At 70.2% G+C, this 16,877-nt stretch carries 16 protein-coding genes; 11 read left to right on the plus strand and 5 right to left on the minus strand.

The features are described 5' to 3' along the window. The first annotated feature begins 162 nt into the window (after window positions 1-162). The 3 genes from tdh (at window position 163) to SROS_RS53610 (ending at window position 3,605) form a co-directional block, all read left to right on the plus strand. A complete protein-coding gene (tdh, locus tag SROS_RS42740; RefSeq protein ID WP_012895212.1) occupies window positions 163-1,191 on the plus strand; it encodes an L-threonine 3-dehydrogenase in 1,029 nt (342 codons plus the stop codon). Further along, on the plus strand, window positions 1,191-2,363 hold the full coding sequence (locus SROS_RS42745; RefSeq protein WP_012895213.1) for a glycine C-acetyltransferase: 1,173 nt from the start codon (window positions 1,191-1,193) through the stop codon (window positions 2,361-2,363). The genes tdh and SROS_RS42745 overlap by 1 nt, the downstream gene beginning before the upstream one ends. 114 nt (window positions 2,364-2,477) lie before the next feature. Next, window positions 2,478-3,605 (plus strand): LysR family transcriptional regulator, encoded by a 1,128-nt coding sequence (locus tag SROS_RS53610; protein ID WP_012895214.1) that lies wholly within the window; start codon window positions 2,478-2,480, stop codon window positions 3,603-3,605. 219 nt (window positions 3,606-3,824) lie between these two features. On the opposite strand, the gene SROS_RS42755 is transcribed toward SROS_RS53610, so the two are convergent. Beyond that, window positions 3,825-6,977 (minus strand): AfsR/SARP family transcriptional regulator, encoded by a 3,153-nt coding sequence (locus SROS_RS42755; RefSeq protein WP_012895215.1) that lies wholly within the window; start codon window positions 6,975-6,977, stop codon window positions 3,825-3,827. A 594-nt stretch (window positions 6,978-7,571) separates the two neighbouring features. Here SROS_RS42755 and SROS_RS42760 point away from each other — a divergent pair. The 7 genes from SROS_RS42760 to SROS_RS42790 all read left to right on the plus strand — a co-directional run bounded on the left by SROS_RS42760 (window position 7,572) and on the right by SROS_RS42790 (window position 13,289). Beyond that, the gene (locus tag SROS_RS42760; protein WP_012895216.1) at window positions 7,572-7,901 is read left to right on the plus strand and encodes a PadR family transcriptional regulator; all 330 of its coding nucleotides are present in this window, start codon (window positions 7,572-7,574) and stop codon (window positions 7,899-7,901) included. 2 nt (window positions 7,902-7,903) lie between these two features. Next, on the plus strand, window positions 7,904-8,296 hold the full coding sequence (locus SROS_RS42765) for a DUF1048 domain-containing protein (protein ID WP_012895217.1): 393 nt from the start codon (window positions 7,904-7,906) through the stop codon (window positions 8,294-8,296). Window positions 8,297-8,319: 23 nt separating this feature from the next. After that, entirely contained in the window at window positions 8,320-9,147 is an 828-nt protein-coding gene (locus SROS_RS42770; RefSeq protein ID WP_012895218.1) for an ABC transporter ATP-binding protein, read from the plus strand. Beyond that, window positions 9,144-9,905 (plus strand): ABC transporter permease, encoded by a 762-nt coding sequence (locus SROS_RS42775; protein WP_012895219.1) that lies wholly within the window; start codon window positions 9,144-9,146, stop codon window positions 9,903-9,905. Before SROS_RS42770 ends, SROS_RS42775 begins: the two co-directional genes overlap by 4 nt. A gap of 208 nt (window positions 9,906-10,113) precedes the next feature. Continuing rightward, entirely contained in the window at window positions 10,114-11,313 is a 1,200-nt protein-coding gene (locus SROS_RS42780) for a cytochrome P450 (protein ID WP_012895221.1), read from the plus strand. A gap of 20 nt (window positions 11,314-11,333) precedes the next feature. Further along, a complete protein-coding gene (locus tag SROS_RS42785) occupies window positions 11,334-11,699 on the plus strand; it encodes a hypothetical protein (RefSeq protein WP_012895222.1) in 366 nt (121 codons plus the stop codon). 396 nt (window positions 11,700-12,095) lie between these two features. Continuing rightward, window positions 12,096-13,289 carry a serine hydrolase domain-containing protein gene (locus SROS_RS42790; protein ID WP_043654130.1) on the plus strand — a complete coding sequence of 398 codons (1,194 nt, stop codon included), beginning with the start codon at window positions 12,096-12,098 and terminating at the stop codon, window positions 13,287-13,289. Window positions 13,290-13,695: 406 nt separating this feature from the next. Here SROS_RS42790 and SROS_RS51525 read toward each other — a convergent pair whose 3' ends face one another. Then, window positions 13,696-13,851, minus strand: coding sequence for a hypothetical protein (locus SROS_RS51525; protein ID WP_169369503.1), 156 nt, complete (start codon window positions 13,849-13,851; stop codon window positions 13,696-13,698). A 232-nt stretch (window positions 13,852-14,083) separates the two neighbouring features. Then, entirely contained in the window at window positions 14,084-15,043 is a 960-nt protein-coding gene (gene pip / locus SROS_RS42795; RefSeq protein ID WP_012895224.1) for a prolyl aminopeptidase, read from the minus strand. A gap of 259 nt (window positions 15,044-15,302) precedes the next feature. On the opposite strand from pip, the gene SROS_RS42800 reads away from it, so the two are divergent. After that, window positions 15,303-15,725, plus strand: coding sequence for a hypothetical protein (locus SROS_RS42800; protein ID WP_012895225.1), 423 nt, complete (start codon window positions 15,303-15,305; stop codon window positions 15,723-15,725). 43 nt (window positions 15,726-15,768) lie between these two features. Here the strand turns inward: SROS_RS42800 and SROS_RS42805 are convergent, their stop codons facing one another. Together SROS_RS42805 and SROS_RS51530 are read right to left on the minus strand one after the other, a co-directional pair. Then, window positions 15,769-16,608, minus strand: coding sequence for a MerR family DNA-binding transcriptional regulator (locus SROS_RS42805; RefSeq protein WP_012895226.1), 840 nt, complete (start codon window positions 16,606-16,608; stop codon window positions 15,769-15,771). A gap of 68 nt (window positions 16,609-16,676) precedes the next feature. After that, window positions 16,677-16,847: a hypothetical protein gene (locus SROS_RS51530; RefSeq protein WP_012895227.1), complete on the minus strand. Its 171-nt coding sequence runs from the start codon at window positions 16,845-16,847 to the stop codon at window positions 16,677-16,679. Window positions 16,848-16,877: the final 30 nt, after the last annotated feature.

Here is a 16,877-nt window from a genome sequence, read left to right on the forward strand (position 1 = left end):
TCCGGCGGGACATCCGGGCAGGCGTCCCTTCGGAGCGCCTGTGCCGCATGTCCGCGCCGAGCGTGAAGCAGCGCTGTGGGCGGGGTTAAGAAAACCGCGATGGACACCTTCGGAGCCGGCCGGGCACAGTGCGTAAGGTCGGAGCTGAGGGGGAGATCTGTGATGAAAGCGCTGGTCAAGGAGAAGGCCGAGCCGGGCCTGTGGCTGACGGAGGTGCCGGAGCCGGCCGTCGGGCCCGGAGAGGTGCTGATCAGGGTGCTGCGGACCGGGATCTGCGGGACGGATCTGCACATCCGCAACTTCGACGCGTGGGCGCAGCAGACGCTGCGGACGCCGCTCATCGTCGGCCACGAGTTCTGCGGCGAGGTCGTCGAGGTGGCGCCCGGCGTGGAGGACATCGCGGCCGGTGACCTGGTCAGCGGCGAGGGACACCTGGTCTGCGGGAAGTGCCGCAACTGCATGGCCGGGCGGCGGCACCTGTGCCGCAACACGGTCGGGCTCGGCGTCAACCGGGACGGCGCCTTCGCCGAGTACGTGACGCTTCCGGCCTCCAACGTCTGGGTGCACCGGGTGCCGGTCGACCCCGACGTCGCGGCGATCTTCGACCCGTTCGGCAACGCCGTGCACACCGCCCTGGCGTTCCCGATGGTCGGTGAGGACGTGCTGATCACCGGGGCCGGGCCGATCGGGCTGATGGCCGCCGCCGTGGCCACGCACGTGGGCGCCCGCAACGTGGTCATCACCGACGTCAGCCCCGAGCGGCTGGAGCTGGCCCGCAAGCTCGGCGTCAGCCTGGCCCTGAACGTCGCCGAGCGGTCGGTCGCCGACAGCCTGCACGAGCTCGGCATGCACGAGGGCTTCGACGTGGGCCTGGAGATGTCCGGGCATCCGCAGGCACTCCGCGACATGATCGCCAACATGACGCACGGCGGGAAGATCGCCATGCTCGGGCTGCCCGCCGAGGAGTTCGCGGTCGACTTCGCGACGATCGTGACCTCGATGATCACACTCAAGGGCATCTACGGCAGGGAGATGTACGAGACGTGGTACGCCATGTCCGTTCTCCTGGAGAAGGGCCTCGACCTCTCCCCCGTCATCACCGACCGCTTCTCCTACCGCGACTTCGACGCGGCCTTCGACACCGCCGCCAGCGGCAAGACCGGCAAGATCATCCTGGATTGGACCGCCTGATGTTCGACAACGTCCGCGACGACCTGCGCGCCACTCTCGACGAGATCGCCTCCGCCGGGCTGCTCAAGCCCGAGCGGGTCATCACCACCCCGCAGCGTGCCGGCATCGCCGTCTCCGGCGGCGGCGAGGTGCTGAACTTCTGCGCCAACAACTACCTGGGCCTGGCCGACCACCCCGAGGTGGTGGCCGCCGCCAAGGAGGCCCTGGACCGCTGGGGCTTCGGCATGGCGTCCGTCCGCTTCATCTGCGGCACCCAGGAGGTGCACAAGGAGCTGGAGACTCGGCTGTCGGACTTCCTCGGCCAGGAGGACACCGTCCTGTACAGCTCGTGCTTCGACGCCAACGGCGGGGTGTTCGAGACGCTGCTCGACGACCGCGACGCGGTGATCTCCGACGCGCTCAACCACGCGAGCATCATCGACGGCATCCGCCTGTCCAAGGCCCGCCGCCTGCGCTACGCCAACCGTGACATGGCCGAGCTGGAGGCCCGGCTCAAGGAGTCCGCCGACGCCCGGCGCAGGCTGATCGTCACCGACGGCGTCTTCTCCATGGACGGCTACGTCGCGCCGCTGGACGAGATCTGCGACCTGGCCGAACGCTACGACGCCATGGTCATGGTGGACGACTCGCACGCGGTCGGCTTCGTCGGCCCGAACGGCCGGGGCACTCCCGAGCTGCACGGCGTGACGGACCGGGTCGACATCATCACCGGCACGCTCGGCAAGGCGCTCGGCGGGGCCAGCGGCGGCTACGTGGCGGCCCGCAGGGAGATCTGCGAGCTGCTCCGCCAGCGTTCCCGCCCCTACCTGTTCTCCAACTCCCTCGCCCCGGTGATCGCCGCCGCCTCCCTGCGCGTCCTCGACCTGATCAGCGGCTCCAGCGAGGCCCGCGAGCGGCTGCGCGCCAACACCCAGCGCTTCCGCACCAGGATGACCGAGGCCGGGTTCGACGTCCTGCCCGGCGACCACCCCATCGCCCCGGTGATGATCGGCGACGCCGCCGAGGCCTCCGCGATGGCCGAGCGCCTGCTCGAACAGGGCATCTACGTGATCGGCTTCTCCTACCCCGTGGTCCCGCACGGCAAGGCCCGGATCCGGGTCCAGCTCTCGGCCGCCCACTCCACCGAGGATGTCGACCGGGCGGTGGACGCCTTCGTCGCGGCCAGGAAGTGACCGCGACGAGAGGCCGGCGGGCGACCTCGGCGAGAGGCACGCGGGTGATCTCGGCGAGAGGCGCGCGGACGGCCTCGCGGCGAGTTCACGGGTGACCTCGGCGAGAATGAACAGGTGATAGACACGCGGCGGCTCAGAACCCTGCGCGCGGTGGCCGACCACCGGACGGTCACCGCCGCCGCCGCCGCGCTCCACCTGACCCCTTCCGCCGTCTCCCAGCAGCTCGTCGCCCTGGAGCACGAGGTGGGCCACCGGCTGCTGGAGCGCGACGGACGGGGGGTGCGGCTGACCTCCGTGGGCCGGATCCTGCTCGGCCACGCCAACGAGGTGCTCGCCCAGCTGGAGCGGGCCGGGGCCGACATCGCCGCCTACACGACGGGTACGGCGGGCGAGGTGAAGGTGGCCTCCTTCGCGACCGCGATCGGGCTGGTCGTGGCGCCGGCGGTGGGCACGCTCCGGGACAAGGAGCCGGGCATCCAGGTGCGGGTCCTGGACGCCGAGGGCGACCAGAGCCTCACCATGGTCCTGGACGGCGTGGTGGACGTGGCGGTGGCGGTGGAGTATCGCGGCGCCCCCGCCGAGGACGACAGGCGCCTGTCGCGCATCCCTCTCTACTCCGAGCCGTTCGACGTGGTGCTCCCCCGGGGCCACGCCCTGGCGGACCGCATCCCGGCGGACGTGGGCCAAGCCCTGGCGGACGCGGACCACTCCGCGACCGCCTTCTCCGCCACGGACGCCCGGAACACCCTCCCCACCCCGGGCCGTCCCGGGACTCCCGCGACCGGCGGTCCCGGCCTGCCGCTCGCGGATCCGACGGATGAGACATGGAGGAGTCCCAGCCTGCCGCTCGCGGATCCGACGGGTGAGACATGGAGTGGCCCCGGCCTGTCGGTCGCGGATCTGGCGGGTGAGACGTGGATCGGCCCCTACCCGGGCAACCCCTGCCACGACGTGATCGCGCTGGCCTGCGAGCACGCGGGGTTCACCCCCGAGTTCGCGCACTCCTCCGACGACTTCAGCGCGGTGGTCGCGCTGGCCGCCGCCGGAGCGGGCGTGGCGATGGTCCCGCGCCTGGCGCTACGCGCGGCGGACCTGTCCGGCGTGGTGATCCGCCCCGTCGCGGGCCCTGAGCGGCGCGTCTTCGCCGCCGTACGGCGGGGCGCCGAGCGTCACCCCCTGCTCGTCCCCCTGCTGGACATCCTCCAGGACGCCGCGTCGGCACTGCGTCACACCTCGGCCTGAGCCCTCACCCGCCCGTCCTCCAGGCACGCCCGGCCCGCCCCGCCCGGCCAGGCCGTATCAGATGCGGGGCCGAAGGGTGCACCGGGCGGCGACGCCGCCCAATGCGAGGGCGGGGACGAGCAGGATTCCCACTTCTGTCCATCCAGTAGCCGGCCACGAACAGGGAGTCCTCCGGCACGGAGTCGTCCATGATCGGCTACCTGTGGGCGCGCCGGTCGTTCACGGAGCGAGCGTGATCTCGGCCAGCTCACGCCAATCCCGCCGCTGACCGGCACGGGTCGCCTCGGCGAACACGGTTTCACCGAGGTGATCGCGCGTGTCCGCGGCGATCCTGGAAACGTCCGGCAGCGAACGATCCGGCGTACCGCGTACGCCGTCGCTCGCCGCGAGCAGTCGCGCGGCCTGCTCGTGCTGTCCCTGGCGCAGCGCGAGATCCGCGATCCCGATCAACGCCTCGGCGATCAGCGGCGGATACGTCGTCTCCACAGCCGCACGGAACGCCTCGCTCCGATGCGCGCGGGCCTGCTCGAGATCCTCGGCGAGGTAGCCGTACAGGTCCATGGTCCTGGCGCGGAAGGAGTCGTTCGGCTCCGCGTCGGCCTGCGTTGTCCGCGCCGCGGCCAGGTGCTGGTGTGCCTTGTCCGGCTCGCCGCGCCAGCGCGCCAGCTGTGCCTTCGAAAGCGCCAGGTCGGCAAGCGTGTCCGGCCAGGCGATCCCGCCCGCGTACCGCTGTGCTTCGGCCATGGCGGACGTGCTGGAGCGCTCATCGCCGAGCAGCCAGTACAGCTGAGCCTGCCGCGCCCGCAGGCCGACCACGTCCTCGGTCCCGCCTACCTCGGTCAGCGCCGCGACCGCCTCTTCGTAGTGCTCACACGCACGTGCGAACTCGCCGCGCATGGCGAGCCGATCGGCCAGGTAGGTCAGCGCCAACGAGATCCCCCACCGGTCACCCAGCGTGCGGAACTCGGCAAGGGCGGTCTCGATGTCGCCGTCCACGTCAGTCTCGTCGCCGCCGACCGTGAGCCGCAATCGGCCACGAGTGAGCCTGGCCTGCGCGCGCACCCATGGATCGTCGTCGGCGATGAGCGGCTCGAACGCGGACAGGAACTCCGTCGGCTCCCGCAGCATCCGCTCCAGCGGCGCGACGAACCCGAGCAGCGGGTTGCGATACCCGCTGCGCTGGGTGAACCGGTGCGCCTCGTGGATCCACTTCCGCGCCTGATACTGGTCGCGGCCGGGCCCGGAGGTCACGAACACTGTCACGAGGGTGTACGCCATCGCCCGCACCTCGTCGGGCACCTCACCGTGCAGCGAGGCCGCCGCGATGCTCAATTCGGTGCCCTCGGCCCTGTGCCCGCTGAGGAACCAGTACCAGCCCACGGCCGTGACCAGCCGCATCGCCTCCTGGGCCCATCCCTCGGCGATCGCCCCGCGCAGGGCCGCGCCGATGTTGTCGTGCTCGGCCTCGAGCGTGGACAGCCATTCCAGCTGCTCGGCCCGGCGCAGGTGCGGCTCGGCCGTCTCGGCCAACTCGGTGACGTAGGCAAGGTGCGCCCGGTGCGCCGACTCGGTTTCCCCGGCTTCGGCGAGCCGGTGCGCCGCGTATTCCCTGATGGTGTTGAGCATCCGGTAGCGCGGCGTGCCCTCGCCGTCGGCGAGCAGCAGCGACTTCTCGATCAACGCGGTCAGCAGGTCGAGCACCTGCTCCCCGGCGAACGCCTCGTCCCCGCACACCTGTTCGGCCGCTTCCAGGCTCGCCCCGCCGGAGAACACCGAGAGCCGCCGCAGCACACCGCGTTCGGCCTCGGTCAACAGATCCCAGCTCCAGTCCACGACCGCGCGCAGCGTCTTGTGCCGGGGAAGCGCCGTACGGCTGCCGCCGGTCAACAGACGGAACCGGTCATCGAGCCGACGGGCCAGCTGATCGATGGACATGGTGCGCAGCCGCGCCGCGGCCAGTTCGATCGCCAGCGGCATCCCGTCGAGCGCCCGGCAGATCCGCGCCATGGCCGACAAGGTGTGCACGTCGGAGCCGATGTCCTTGCGCACCAGATCCGCGCGGTCCCGCAGCAGCCGCACCGCGGGCGAGGACCCGGACTCGGAGGCGTCCGCTCCCTTCGCGGGCAGCGCGAGCGGCTCGACCTGCCACAGCACCTCCCCGGTGATACCGAGCGGTTCCCTGCTCGTGGCCAGAATCCGCAGCCTCCGGCACTCTCCCAGAAGCCGATCCGCGAAAGCCGCGGCCGCCTCGATCATGTGCTCGCAGTTGTCCAGGATCAGCAAGATCGCGCGCTCCCGGACCGCGGTGATGAGCCGGTCCATCGGTTCCCCGCCCCGCGCGCCACCGAGCAGCGCCTGGTCACGCAGGCCGATCGCGGTAAGGACGGCCTGCGCCAGCTCACCGCCCGCCCGCACCGAGGCCAGTTCGATCAGCCACGCCCCATCCGGCAGCTCGGCGAGCATCGTCCGCGCGGTCTCCGTGGCCAGCCTTGTCTTGCCGGAGCCACCCGCCCCCGTCAAGGTGACCAGCCGGTGCTTGATGGCCAGACCGGCGACCGCGGAGATGTCGTCGTCCTTGCCGACGAAACTCGTCAGCTCGGCCCGCAGGTTCGTCCTGCGGTTCTCCGCACGCTCTCCCAGCTCGCCCCGGAGCAGCGCGGTGTGCAGCGCGGAGAGCTCGGCCGATGGATCGGCGCCCAACTCCTCAGCGAGCCGCTCGCGCGTCCGCTGGTACAGGGTCAACGCCTCGGTCCCACGCCCCGCCTCGGCGAGCGCTCGCATCAAGGCCGCCACGAACCCCTCCCGCAGCGGATACGTGGCAACCAGCTCGGTCAGCTCCGAGACCAGCTCCGAGCCACGGCCGAGGCGGATGTCCGCATCCACCCGATCCCCGAGCGCGGCGACGTAGAGTTCGTCCAGACGCGCGACCGCAGCGCCGAACGCATCGCTGTCTCGCAGCGCGATGTCCGCCATGGCCGTACCACGCCACAATGCCAAGGCCGAGCGGAGCAGATCCGCCCGCGCCGCGGGCTCGGCGGCACGGGCCTGACCGATCAGGTGCTCGAACCGGCACACGTCCACGGCATCAGGGGCCACGGCCAGCCGATACCCGCCGGAATCCGCCTCGATGACACCGTCCGGCAACACCCTGCGCAGCCTGGACACCAACGCCTGCAAGGCATTCACTTCGTCCGCGGGCGGCCGTTGCCCCCAGATCCAGTCCACCAGCCTCGCACGCGTGACGCTCCGGCCAGGTTCGAGAGCGAGTGCGGCCAGCAGCGCGCGCAGCCGAATCCCAGGGACCTCCACCACGGCCCCATCGCGGTTCCGGACTTCGAATGGTCCAAGCAATTCGACTCGCACATCAGTCATTGTGCCGAACCGCGGCGACGTCCCGAGCCGGTTGCCGGGCCGGCCGGCTCCGGCCTCGGCGCGGGCGAGCCCTCCTTGGCGATCACGACGCGGATTGCCGGCGTTGACGCGTTCGAACCTGGCGGCGGGTCCGTCGGCGGCATCGCCGGGCGGAATCTGGATGCCCGCGTTGTCGTAGGGGGTCGCCGTGGCATCCGCCGGATATCCAGCACGTTTGCCCGACCAGCGAGACGCGGTGTCGTGTCAGCGGCCGCGTCAGCACGGCGACGGCCCGGTATCAGAGCGGTCGGCGATGGTGGACGCCATGGCTGTTCAGCGATTGCGGCGCTCGCGGCCGCGCTCGTGGTCGCCGGTGATCCCGCCGCGTCCGCGGCGGCGGAGCCGGCGATCGAGATCTCCGGCGGGCCGACGCGGCCCGTCTTCCCCCGAGGAGGTGGCGGCGGGCTCGCTCACGAGCAGTGATCAGGTCACCGCATTCACACGCGTGCGGTCCCGGCTCGCATCTCAGCTAATAAGTGTTGCTATATACCGGTAGTCAGTGTTACCGTGTACCAGTAGTCAATAACACTGAATAGCTGAAAGGGGGGGTGCTCCATGGGCAAGCAGGTGACGGAGATGCTCAAGGGAACGCTGGAGGGCATCGTCCTGGCGATCCTGTCCGGCCGGCCCGCCTACGGCTACGAGATCACGGCGTGGCTGCGGGATCAGGGCTTCTCCGACATCGCCGAAGGCACCATCTACGCGCTGCTCGTCAGGATCGAGCAGCGCGGCCTCGTCGACGTGGAGAAGGTCCCGTCCGACAAGGGGCCACCGCGCAAGGTGTATTCCCTGAACGCTCAGGGACGCGAGTATCTCGAAGAGTTCTGGAGGACCTGGAGCTTCCTCGCAGAACGGCTCGAACAGCTCCGCCAAGGAGGCAGTTAGACATGGCCGCAGAGTCGAATGAGCCGAAGAGCCGCTACCGGCAGTACCTGGAGATGGTCACCGGGCCGATCGAGGACAAGAAGCGCTACCGGCAGTTCAAGGCGCGTACGGAGCAGCTTCCCGCGAACTACCACACGGCGATCGAAGCGCTGCAGCGGTACATGCAGTACTTCGCGCCGGGGGACGCGGACAGCCTGCTGACGATGCTGGAGGATCTCGCCGATCTGTTCGAGCAGAGCGCGGCGGACGGAATCCCGATCCGCGAAGTCGTCGGGGAGGACCCGGTGGAGTTCGCCGAGACGTTTCTCCGCAACTACCCGGCTGGTCACTGGATCGGCCGGGAGCGGGAGCGGCTGAGCAACGCCATCGATCGCGCCACGGGTGACAAGCAGTGACCAGACAGAGAACGGATATCCGGATGACAGCCAATCAGGTCCAGGGGCCTGCGATCCGCGTGCAGGGCCTGGAGAAGTCGTACAAGGAGCTGCGGGTGCTGCGCGGCGTGGACTTCGACGTGGCGCGGGGCAGCATCTTCGCCCTGCTCGGCTCCAACGGGGCGGGCAAGACCACGGCCGTGAAAATCCTGTCCACGCTGCTCAAGGCCGACGCGGGCACGGCCAGCGTCAACGGCTTCGACGTCGCCACGCAGGCTGCGGACGTGCGGGAGTCCATCAGCCTCACCGGACAGTTCGCGGCCGTCGACGAGATCCTCAGCGGGCGGGAGAACCTCGTGCTGGTCGCCCGGCTGCGGCACCTCAAGGATCCCGGCAAGATCGCCGATGATCTGCTCGACCGTTTCTCGCTGACCGACGCGGGCGCGCGGAAGGCGTCGACGTATTCGGGTGGCATGCGCCGCCGCCTCGACATCGCGATGAGCCTCGTCGGCAATCCGCCGGTCATCTTCCTCGACGAGCCGACGACCGGGCTCGACCCCCAGGCGCGCATCGAGGTGTGGCAGACCGTCAGGGAACTCGCCGACCGGGGTACGACGGTGCTGCTCACCACGCAGTATCTGGACGAGGCCGAGCAGCTCGCCGACCGGATCGCGATCCTGCACGAGGGCCGGATCATCGTGAACGGCACCCTGGCCGAGCTCAAGCAGCTGCTGCCGCCCGCCAAGGTCGAATACGTCGAGAAGCAGCCGACCCTCGAGGACGTCTTCCTCACCCTCGTCGGCGCCGACGGCAAGGACGGCACGCCGGCGATGACCGCACTGTCGGCACAGACGCGTAAGGAACAACGATGAGCAAGCATTTCCTCGGTGACACCGCCATCCTGCTGGGACGGTCCCTGCGCCACATCACGCGCAGCATGGACACCATCGTCACGACTGCGATCATGCCGGTCGCCATGATGCTGATGTTCGTCTACGTGTTCGGCGGCGCGATCAAAACAGGGTCGGATTCGTATGTGAACTACCTGCTGCCCGGCATCCTGCTCATCACGGTTGCCTCGGGCATCGCCTACACCGCGTTCCGGCTCTTCACCGACATGCAGAGCGGCATCTTCGAGCGATTCCAGTCCATGCCGACCGCGCGCTCGTCCGTGCTGTGGGCGCACGTGCTGACCTCGCTGATCGCCAATCTGATCTCGCTCGTGGTCGTCGTGCTCGTCGCCCTGCTCATGGGCTTCCGCTCGGGGGCGGGAGTGCTGGGGTGGCTCGCGGTCGCCGGCATCCTGATCCTGTTCACCCTGGCGCTGACGTGGATCGCCGTCATCCCCGGTCTCACCGCGAAGACCGTCGACGGCGCGAGCGCGTTCTCCTACCCGCTCATCTTCCTGCCGTTCCTCAGCTCGGCATTCGTGCCCACCGACACCATGCCCGGCCCGGTGCGCGCCTTCGCCGAGCACCAGCCGGTGACCTCCATCGTCAACGCCATCCGCGACCTGTTCGCCCAGCAGCCGGTCGGCACCGACATCTGGATCGCCCTCGCCTGGTGTGTCGGCCTCCTCATCGTCGCCTACATCTTCGCCATGAACACCTACCGCCGCAGGATCGCCTAGGCCGGGTCGATCGACTCCGTCCTGATCCGGATCAGCGTGGCGGAGAGGCCGATCGCGGCGAGGTGGTCGCATGCGAGCCTGTCGGCGCGCATCGCGATTGCGTGCCGTCGCTTGAGACGGTTGAAGAGTTCTGAGTGCAACGTGGCTTTCGAGCCGCACCGAACACGTACTACCGCGACTTCATCCCAGTCCGATGAGAGGAACGACCATGGAACACACCATCACGGCGATGCCGACCGCGCGTCAGCCCGGCTGCCCCTTCGACCCGCCCAAGGAGCTGATCCAGGCCCGTGAGCACAGCCCGATCAGCCGCTTCCCCTTCCCCGACGGACACCAGGGCTGGCTGATCACCGGCTACGACCTGGTCCGGTCGGTCCTGGCCGACCCGCGGTTCAGCTCACGCAGGGAGCTCATGCGCCACCACCCGCTGGTCGACCTGGGCGAGATCGAGGTCCCTCCGGCTCCGCCCGGCGAGTTCCTCCTCATGGACGAGCCACAGCACAGCCGCTACCGCAAACCGCTGGTGGGCAAGTTCACCGTCCGGCGGATGCGGCTGCTCACCGAGCGCGTCGAGCAGGTCACCGCCGAGCACCTGGACGCGATGGAGAAGGCCGGGCCGTCGGCGGACCTGGTGCCCGCGTTCGCCAAGCCCATCCCCTCCATCATCATCTGTGAGCTGCTGGGCGTGCCGTACGAGGACCGTGGCTTCTTCCAGGAGAACATCGACAAGTTCCTCGGCGGGGAGGTCGGCGACGAGGAACTGATCGCGGCCTACACCGCGACCCAGCAGTACCTCGCGGAGCTGGTGGCCGCCAAGCGCGCCAACCCCACCGACGACGTGCTCAGCGACCTGCTCGACAGCGACCTGACCGATGAGGAGCTGCAGGGGATCGCCCTGATCCTGCTGTCGGCCGGGTTCGACACCACCGCGAACATGCTGGCGCTGGGCACCTTCGCGCTGCTGCAGAACCCGGAGCAGCTGGCCGCGCTGCGCGCCGAGCCCGCGCTCGCCGACCGGGCCGTGGAGGAGCTGCTGCGGTATCTGACCGTCGCCAAGACGTCCATGAGGACGGCGCTGGAGGACGTCGAGGTGGGCGGCCAGACCATCAAGGCCGGTACGACGGTCATCCTGTCGTACGCCACCGCCAACCGCGACCCCGAGCGCTTCGCCGACCCCCACGTGCTCGACCTGCGCAGGCAGGACGGCGGTCACCTGGCCTTCAGCCACGGCATCCACCAGTGCCTGGGCCAGCAGCTGGCCCGCGTCGAGCTGCGGGTCGCGCTCCCCGCCCTGGTCAACCGCTTCCCCACGCTGCGCCTGGCCGTACCGGCCGGAGAGGTCGCCCTGCGCCCGGAGACCGCGGACATCTACGGGGTCAAGAGCCTCCCGGTCACCTGGGACGTGTGACCGCGAGCCGGTGACGGGCGATGCCGCGTACGGCCGCCCGCCGCCCCCTGTGGTCGCTCGCCCGCGGCGATCACGTCCGGGGCACCGTGCAGTACGGTGAACGGAATCGTGGCCGCGGCATGCGAGCCGACCTGGTCGGGCACGTGCTCGCCAAGACGCCAAAGGGCCTGAACAGCAAGTCCGCAGCCGCACCCGCCGACCAGGTGCTGCCGGCCCTGACGGCGGCCATGGGCCTGCTCAAGCAGCAGGATCCGGCAGAGGCCGACACCTTCCGCCGCACCGTCATCGTCGCCATCGAAGCAGCCGCCTGCACTCACCAGGGTCAGCCCAGCCCCGCCCTGGCCGACATGACCCGCAAGATCACCGCAGCCCTCGACGCCGCCTGATGGCATACCGGCCCGCGCAGCTACCGCTTGTCCGGCAGAGCGCGAACCAGGCCTGAGCACGCCGAGCTCACCCCACCCCCATGCGTCGCTCATCGAAGCCATGAGCGACGCACCGGGGCGGGACTCAGCAGATCGACCACCTGCGCAAGGAGATGCATGATGGGTAAGAGCAACAGCGGCCCCATGGACTCGCCGCATCCTTCGCCTGACCACAAACCTTCTCGCCGCTCGCTCCTCGGAGCGTTGGGCGCCGTCCCGCTGGCGGCCGGTGCTCTCGCGGCCACGTCGGGAAGCGCCGAGGCGAGCACCGCTGTCTCGACCGCCGCTGTCTCGACGGCCTCTGGCCCGATCCCCAAGGCCCCGAGCTCTAAAGGGACCTCCTTCTCCAGAGCAGGAATGCGCAGAGTGCGCGAGGTGCTGGCGCGGCATGTCGAGTCCAAGAAGATTCCCGGGCTCGTCGCGCTGGTCAGCCAGGGCGGACAGACGCACGTCGAAGTGATGGGGACGATGCGCGCTGAAGGCGGCGCGCCGATGCGCAGGGAGACGATCTTCCGGATGGCCTCCACGACCAAACCGGTCGCGATGGCGGCGGCGATGGTCCTGATCGATGAGTGCAAGCTGCGGCTGGACGACCCGGTAGACCAGTGGCTGCCCGAACTCGCCAACCGGCAGGTACTGAGGAAGCCCGACAGCCCGCTGAACGACACCGTGCCGGCGCAGCGGCCGATCACCGTGCGGGACCTGATGACCGCCACGTTCGGGCTAGGCATCGATCCGACGGTGCTGAGCTTTCCGATCACGGCCGCTATTTTCGAGCGGGGGCTCTACCCCCAGGAAGGGGTCCCGACCCTGGAGCCGGATGAGTGGATGCGCCGCCTGGGCACGCTTCCGCTGATTTACCAGCCCGGGGAGCACTGGCAGTACAACATCAGCCACGATGTCCTCGGCGTGCTGGTCGCCAGGGTCACGAAGCAGCCGTTCGAGACGTTTCTGCGCGAACGCATCTTCGATCCGCTGGGTATGAAGGACACCGGCTTCCACGTGCCCGCCGGCAAGATCGACCGGCTGCCGCCCCTCTACGCCCCCGACCCGAAGACTGGGAAGCTCACCGTGTGGGACGAGGCGGCAGGCGGACGGGTCAGCCGGCCTCCGGCGTTCCAGTCCGGCGGCGGTGGGCTGGTCTCCACCGTCGATGACTACCACGCCTACTTCCGGATGCTGCTGAACGGCGGGATGCACGGCAGCCAGCGGATCCTGTCGCGGCCCGCTGTGGAGATGATGACCACCAACCGCATGACGCCCGAGGAGACGGCCCTGCGAACCGCGCTGGCCAAGAAGTATGTCCATGTGTCGTTCGGCCAGGGGCAGCACGGCGGCTGGGGTTTCGGGATGGCGGTGCGCACTTACCGCGCCGACTACGCCTCCATCGGCCAGTTCGGCTGGGACGGCGGAGCCGGCACCACGACCTACGGCGACCCGGACAAGCAGCTCATCGGAATCCTGCTCACCCAGGTCGGGACGACCAACCCGGACTCGACGCGGGCCATCCTCGACTTCTGGACCACGCTCTACCAGGTCATCGACGACTGACACCGAATCGTCTCGGCCCTGTCCGCCCGAGCAGCCCGGATACGCCGGGCACCAACAGGACCCCAGTCCACCATCCGTCCACACGAGTGGACTTCAGAACAGATCCAAGGAGCACACCGGCTCGCCCCGCCCTGGCCGACGCCCGCCGCCGGGCATCGCGCCGTGATCAAACCTGCGCCGCTGTGCCGGGCCGTGCCCCGCGGGTTCGACCGCGACGAGGCCGGCACAAGATCGTTCTTATCGATAACGGCTGCCCGCCGGTTCCTCACCCCCGATGCCGAAGGCGGCGCGCGCCGCAGCCGGTCGAGCAGGGCCCGGTCGGCGGTGCGGCGTACGCCGTGGCCACGTGTCCGGCGCGTCCTTCAGGCGCCGGCACCCGGCTCGCCGGACGTGCTCGGTCCCAGGTTCAGGACGGGCAACCCGGAGCGGAGCCGATCGAGGAACTCTCCGACGAGGATCGAGCCGTGTCGTAGTCACCCTGGAAACAGGCGGAGAGGGCTCCGTCCAGACGCGCGTCGGCGTCGGCGAAGGCGAGGCGTTCGGGGGCGGGATGCGCGTTCACGTCGACGACCGTAGCCCCTGCGGCTCCCTGACGCATGATCGGCGCCGGAGACGGACCGCGTGGGCCCGGCGGGACGCGACCACTCCCACCGGCCTCGCCATCGCCGCGAGGAGGGCGGCCCCCCGGGCGACGACGGCCCCGGCGGCCGGGACCGGCCCGCCCGGCGCGTCACGCCGGTGCGCGACCGCTCCCGCGCCCGGGAGACCTCCGCTGACGGGTTACCGAGCTCGGCTCATCGGTCGGCGAACCGGTCGATCGCGCCGAGGACCTGCGTGCGCATCGTGTCGCTGCCCGTGTGTCCCGAGTCGTCGACGATGATCAGCTCGGCGCCGGGCCAGGCGCGGGCGAGCTCCCAGGCGGTGTCGGCCGGGCCGCTCAGATCGAGGCGGCCGTGGATCAGGACACCGGGGATCCCGGCCAGGCGGCCCGCCTCGCGCAGCAGGATGCCCTCCTCCAGCCACGCGCCGTGCGCGAAGTAGTGCGCGCAGATCCGGACTAACGCCAGCAGGTCGGCCGAGGGACGGTCGCTGTAGGGGTTCGGCTTGCCGTTCGGCTCCATGGAGACCACCACGTCCTCCCACGTGACCCAGTCGATCGCGGCCTTCTCCCGCACCTCCGCGTCGGGGTGCTCCATGAGACGCGCGTAGGCCGCGACGATGTCGCCGTCGCGGTCCGCCTCGGGGACGCCGTCCCGGAACCGCTCCCACTCCTCGGGGAAGAACCGCCCGACGCCCCGGTAGAGCCAGTCGATCTCCGATCGCCGGGTCATGGTGACCGCGGGGATGACGATCTCCGTCACCCGCTCCGGATGGCGCTCGGCGTAGGCGAGGATCAGCGTGGACCCCCAGGAGCCGCCGTGGAGCAGCCAGCGGTTGATGCCGAGGTGCTCTCGGAGCCGCTCCATGTCGGTGAGCAGGTGCTCGGTGGTGTTGAGGCTCATGTCGGCGGCGGGGTCGCTCGCGTGCGGCGTGCTCCGGCCGCAGTTGCGCTGGTCGAACAGGACGATCCGGTAGCGCTCCGGATCGAAGGAGCTGCGGTGGCTGGCCCTGCATCCCCCTCCCGGCCCGCCGTGGACGACGAGGGCGGGTTTGCCGTCCGGGTTGCCGCAGACCTCCCAGTAGACGAGGTTGCCGTCGCCGGTGTCGAGCATTCCGTGGTCGTACGGCTCGATCGGCGGGTAACTCGCGGTCATGTCGTGGTCCCTTTCTCGGCGTAGATACAACAGCGCTGTTACATTATGAGGGCGGATTCTCCTGATCGCACCACCCCCCCGCCCGCCTACGCGTTCACCGCGGCGCCCGACACCGGCGGCGCGCATCCTCGTCCGGTCCCGATCGCACCGCTGAACTGCTCCGGAACCGGTAGGCCGTTGATCTCCAAGTGGCCTGCAAGTGCGGAGGCATATCTATCGACATGTCATGAAAACGCTTATGTGTCTGGAGCCTCTCCCCATGCGTACCGGTCTCCGCGTCCTGCTCGGCCTGACCGCTGCCGCGGCGCTCACCCTCGGCGGCTCGACCCCGGCCTCGGCCGCCGCCGACCCCTCCGTCTGGAGGTGGGGCCCGATCTACTCCGGCGACGGTCACGCCGAGGCCCGTGGCAAGGTCGCCGCCGGCCAGTCGGGTTTCGTCGTGTACGGCACGCTGGAGGACACCCGGGGGTCGGGCTGCTCATGGGTCCACGTGCGCTACCTGAGCGCGCAGAACGGGCGCTGGCGCACGGCGTCCTACTACAACTGCGTCCCGGGATCGGGATCATTCCGCAAGAACGTCGGCGGGGTCCTGCAGATCAAGGCGAAGGCCTGCCGGGGCAACTCCTCCCGGCCGACCGGATGGTGCTCGCGGTGGAAGACCATCTACACCCAGGGCGGCTGACCCGCCGGAATCATCCACACCCGGGGCGGCTGACCCGCCGGGATCATCGGCTCACCGTTATCGCGACCTCCATCCCCACGCTCTCCCCCTCCTCCAGCAGCCCGATCTGGCGGAGGCGGGACAGGTCCACGCCCAGCCCGCGCTCCTCCGCCGCGGCGAGCAGCGCGAGCACGGCGGGATGCGTGACACCGTCGACGACCGTCACCGGGTCCTCGAACCGCCAGCGCACCACCAGTTCGGGCGCGGCCTCGACGGTGCCGGTCTCGACCGTCCATCCCGGCACCGACCATCCGGCGGGCAGCGGACGGGCGATCGGCCAGCAGCACACCAGCTCGATCGCGGTGTCGCTGCCGGACGCGCCCCGGAGCGTCGACCAGAACGGCCCGGTCGGCGTGTCGCCGGCCTCCGCCAGTGCCCGCCACAGCGCGGCGAACGCCTCATTGACCCGCTCGTCCGCACCGTCCACCTCCGCGGCGGGATCGTCGTCGCCCGGCACCGGCCACACGACGCCCGCCCAGTGCTGCCGCGTGGCCAGACGCTCCTCCACCTGCCATTCGTGGCGGTCCTCGCCGCTCAGCAACCGGTCGAGGGTTTCGAGCGCGGCGTCCTGGCGCTCCCGCTCCGCGACCATCCGGGCGCGGTGCTCGGCGAGCGTCCCGGCGGCGGGCGGGTCCGCCAGGAGCCGGGGGGCGTCGGCCAGCGGCACACCGGCGGCGCGCAGCACCTTCAGCCGGATCGCCGGCTCGAACTGGGCCGCGCTGTAGCGGCGGTGCCGCGACCACGGGTCGACCGAGGCCGGCTTCAGCAGGTCCTGCTCGTCATAGAGGCGCAGGGCCTTCAGGCTCAGCCCGGTCAGCTCCGCGAATTCGCCGATGCTCATCATGGAGCCAGTGTGGATCCTCCCCCAGGGGCAGGATCCACAGCGTCCAGCGGCCCGGCCCTTCGGGCGCGCTACTGGCTGATGTTCTTGCGGAGCGCGGCGTAGTACAGCGCGATCCCCATGCCACCCACCACGGCCACCACCCGGACGGCCGTCCCGCCGGCTCCGACGACCATGACGGCCACCGCCATGGCGGCGGCGAAGACCAGGGGGACGGCGATATCGAGGGTCCTGCGGTTCACGATTCTCCTTGTTGACTTCTCGACGGCACC

Origin of the sequence: Streptosporangium roseum DSM 43021 (assembly GCF_000024865.1) — a bacterium.
GTDB classification, from domain to species: domain Bacteria; phylum Actinomycetota; class Actinomycetes; order Streptosporangiales; family Streptosporangiaceae; genus Streptosporangium; species Streptosporangium roseum.

What these genes read in the sequence shown, in the direction of transcription:
- tdh (WP_012895212.1), top strand. Translation starts at nt 163, where the DNA reads ATGAAAGCGCTGGTCAAGGAGAAGGCCGAGCCGGGCCTGTGGCTGACG.
- SROS_RS42745 (WP_012895213.1), top strand. Translation starts at nt 1,191, where the DNA reads ATGTTCGACAACGTCCGCGACGACCTGCGCGCCACTCTCGACGAGATC.
- SROS_RS42755 (WP_012895215.1), bottom strand. Translation starts at nt 6,977, where the DNA reads ATGACTGATGTGCGAGTCGAATTGCTTGGACCATTCGAAGTCCGGAAC.
- SROS_RS42760 (WP_012895216.1), top strand. Translation starts at nt 7,572, where the DNA reads ATGGGCAAGCAGGTGACGGAGATGCTCAAGGGAACGCTGGAGGGCATC.
- SROS_RS42765 (WP_012895217.1), top strand. Translation starts at nt 7,904, where the DNA reads ATGGCCGCAGAGTCGAATGAGCCGAAGAGCCGCTACCGGCAGTACCTG.
- SROS_RS42770 (WP_012895218.1), top strand. Translation starts at nt 8,320, where the DNA reads ATGACAGCCAATCAGGTCCAGGGGCCTGCGATCCGCGTGCAGGGCCTG.
- SROS_RS42775 (WP_012895219.1), top strand. Translation starts at nt 9,144, where the DNA reads ATGAGCAAGCATTTCCTCGGTGACACCGCCATCCTGCTGGGACGGTCC.
- SROS_RS42780 (WP_012895221.1), top strand. Translation starts at nt 10,114, where the DNA reads ATGGAACACACCATCACGGCGATGCCGACCGCGCGTCAGCCCGGCTGC.
- SROS_RS42785 (WP_012895222.1), top strand. Translation starts at nt 11,334, where the DNA reads ATGCCGCGTACGGCCGCCCGCCGCCCCCTGTGGTCGCTCGCCCGCGGC.
- SROS_RS42790 (WP_043654130.1), top strand. Translation starts at nt 12,096, where the DNA reads ATGCGCAGAGTGCGCGAGGTGCTGGCGCGGCATGTCGAGTCCAAGAAG.
- pip (WP_012895224.1), bottom strand. Translation starts at nt 15,043, where the DNA reads ATGACCGCGAGTTACCCGCCGATCGAGCCGTACGACCACGGAATGCTC.
- SROS_RS42800 (WP_012895225.1), top strand. Translation starts at nt 15,303, where the DNA reads ATGCGTACCGGTCTCCGCGTCCTGCTCGGCCTGACCGCTGCCGCGGCG.
- SROS_RS42805 (WP_012895226.1), bottom strand. Translation starts at nt 16,608, where the DNA reads ATGATGAGCATCGGCGAATTCGCGGAGCTGACCGGGCTGAGCCTGAAG.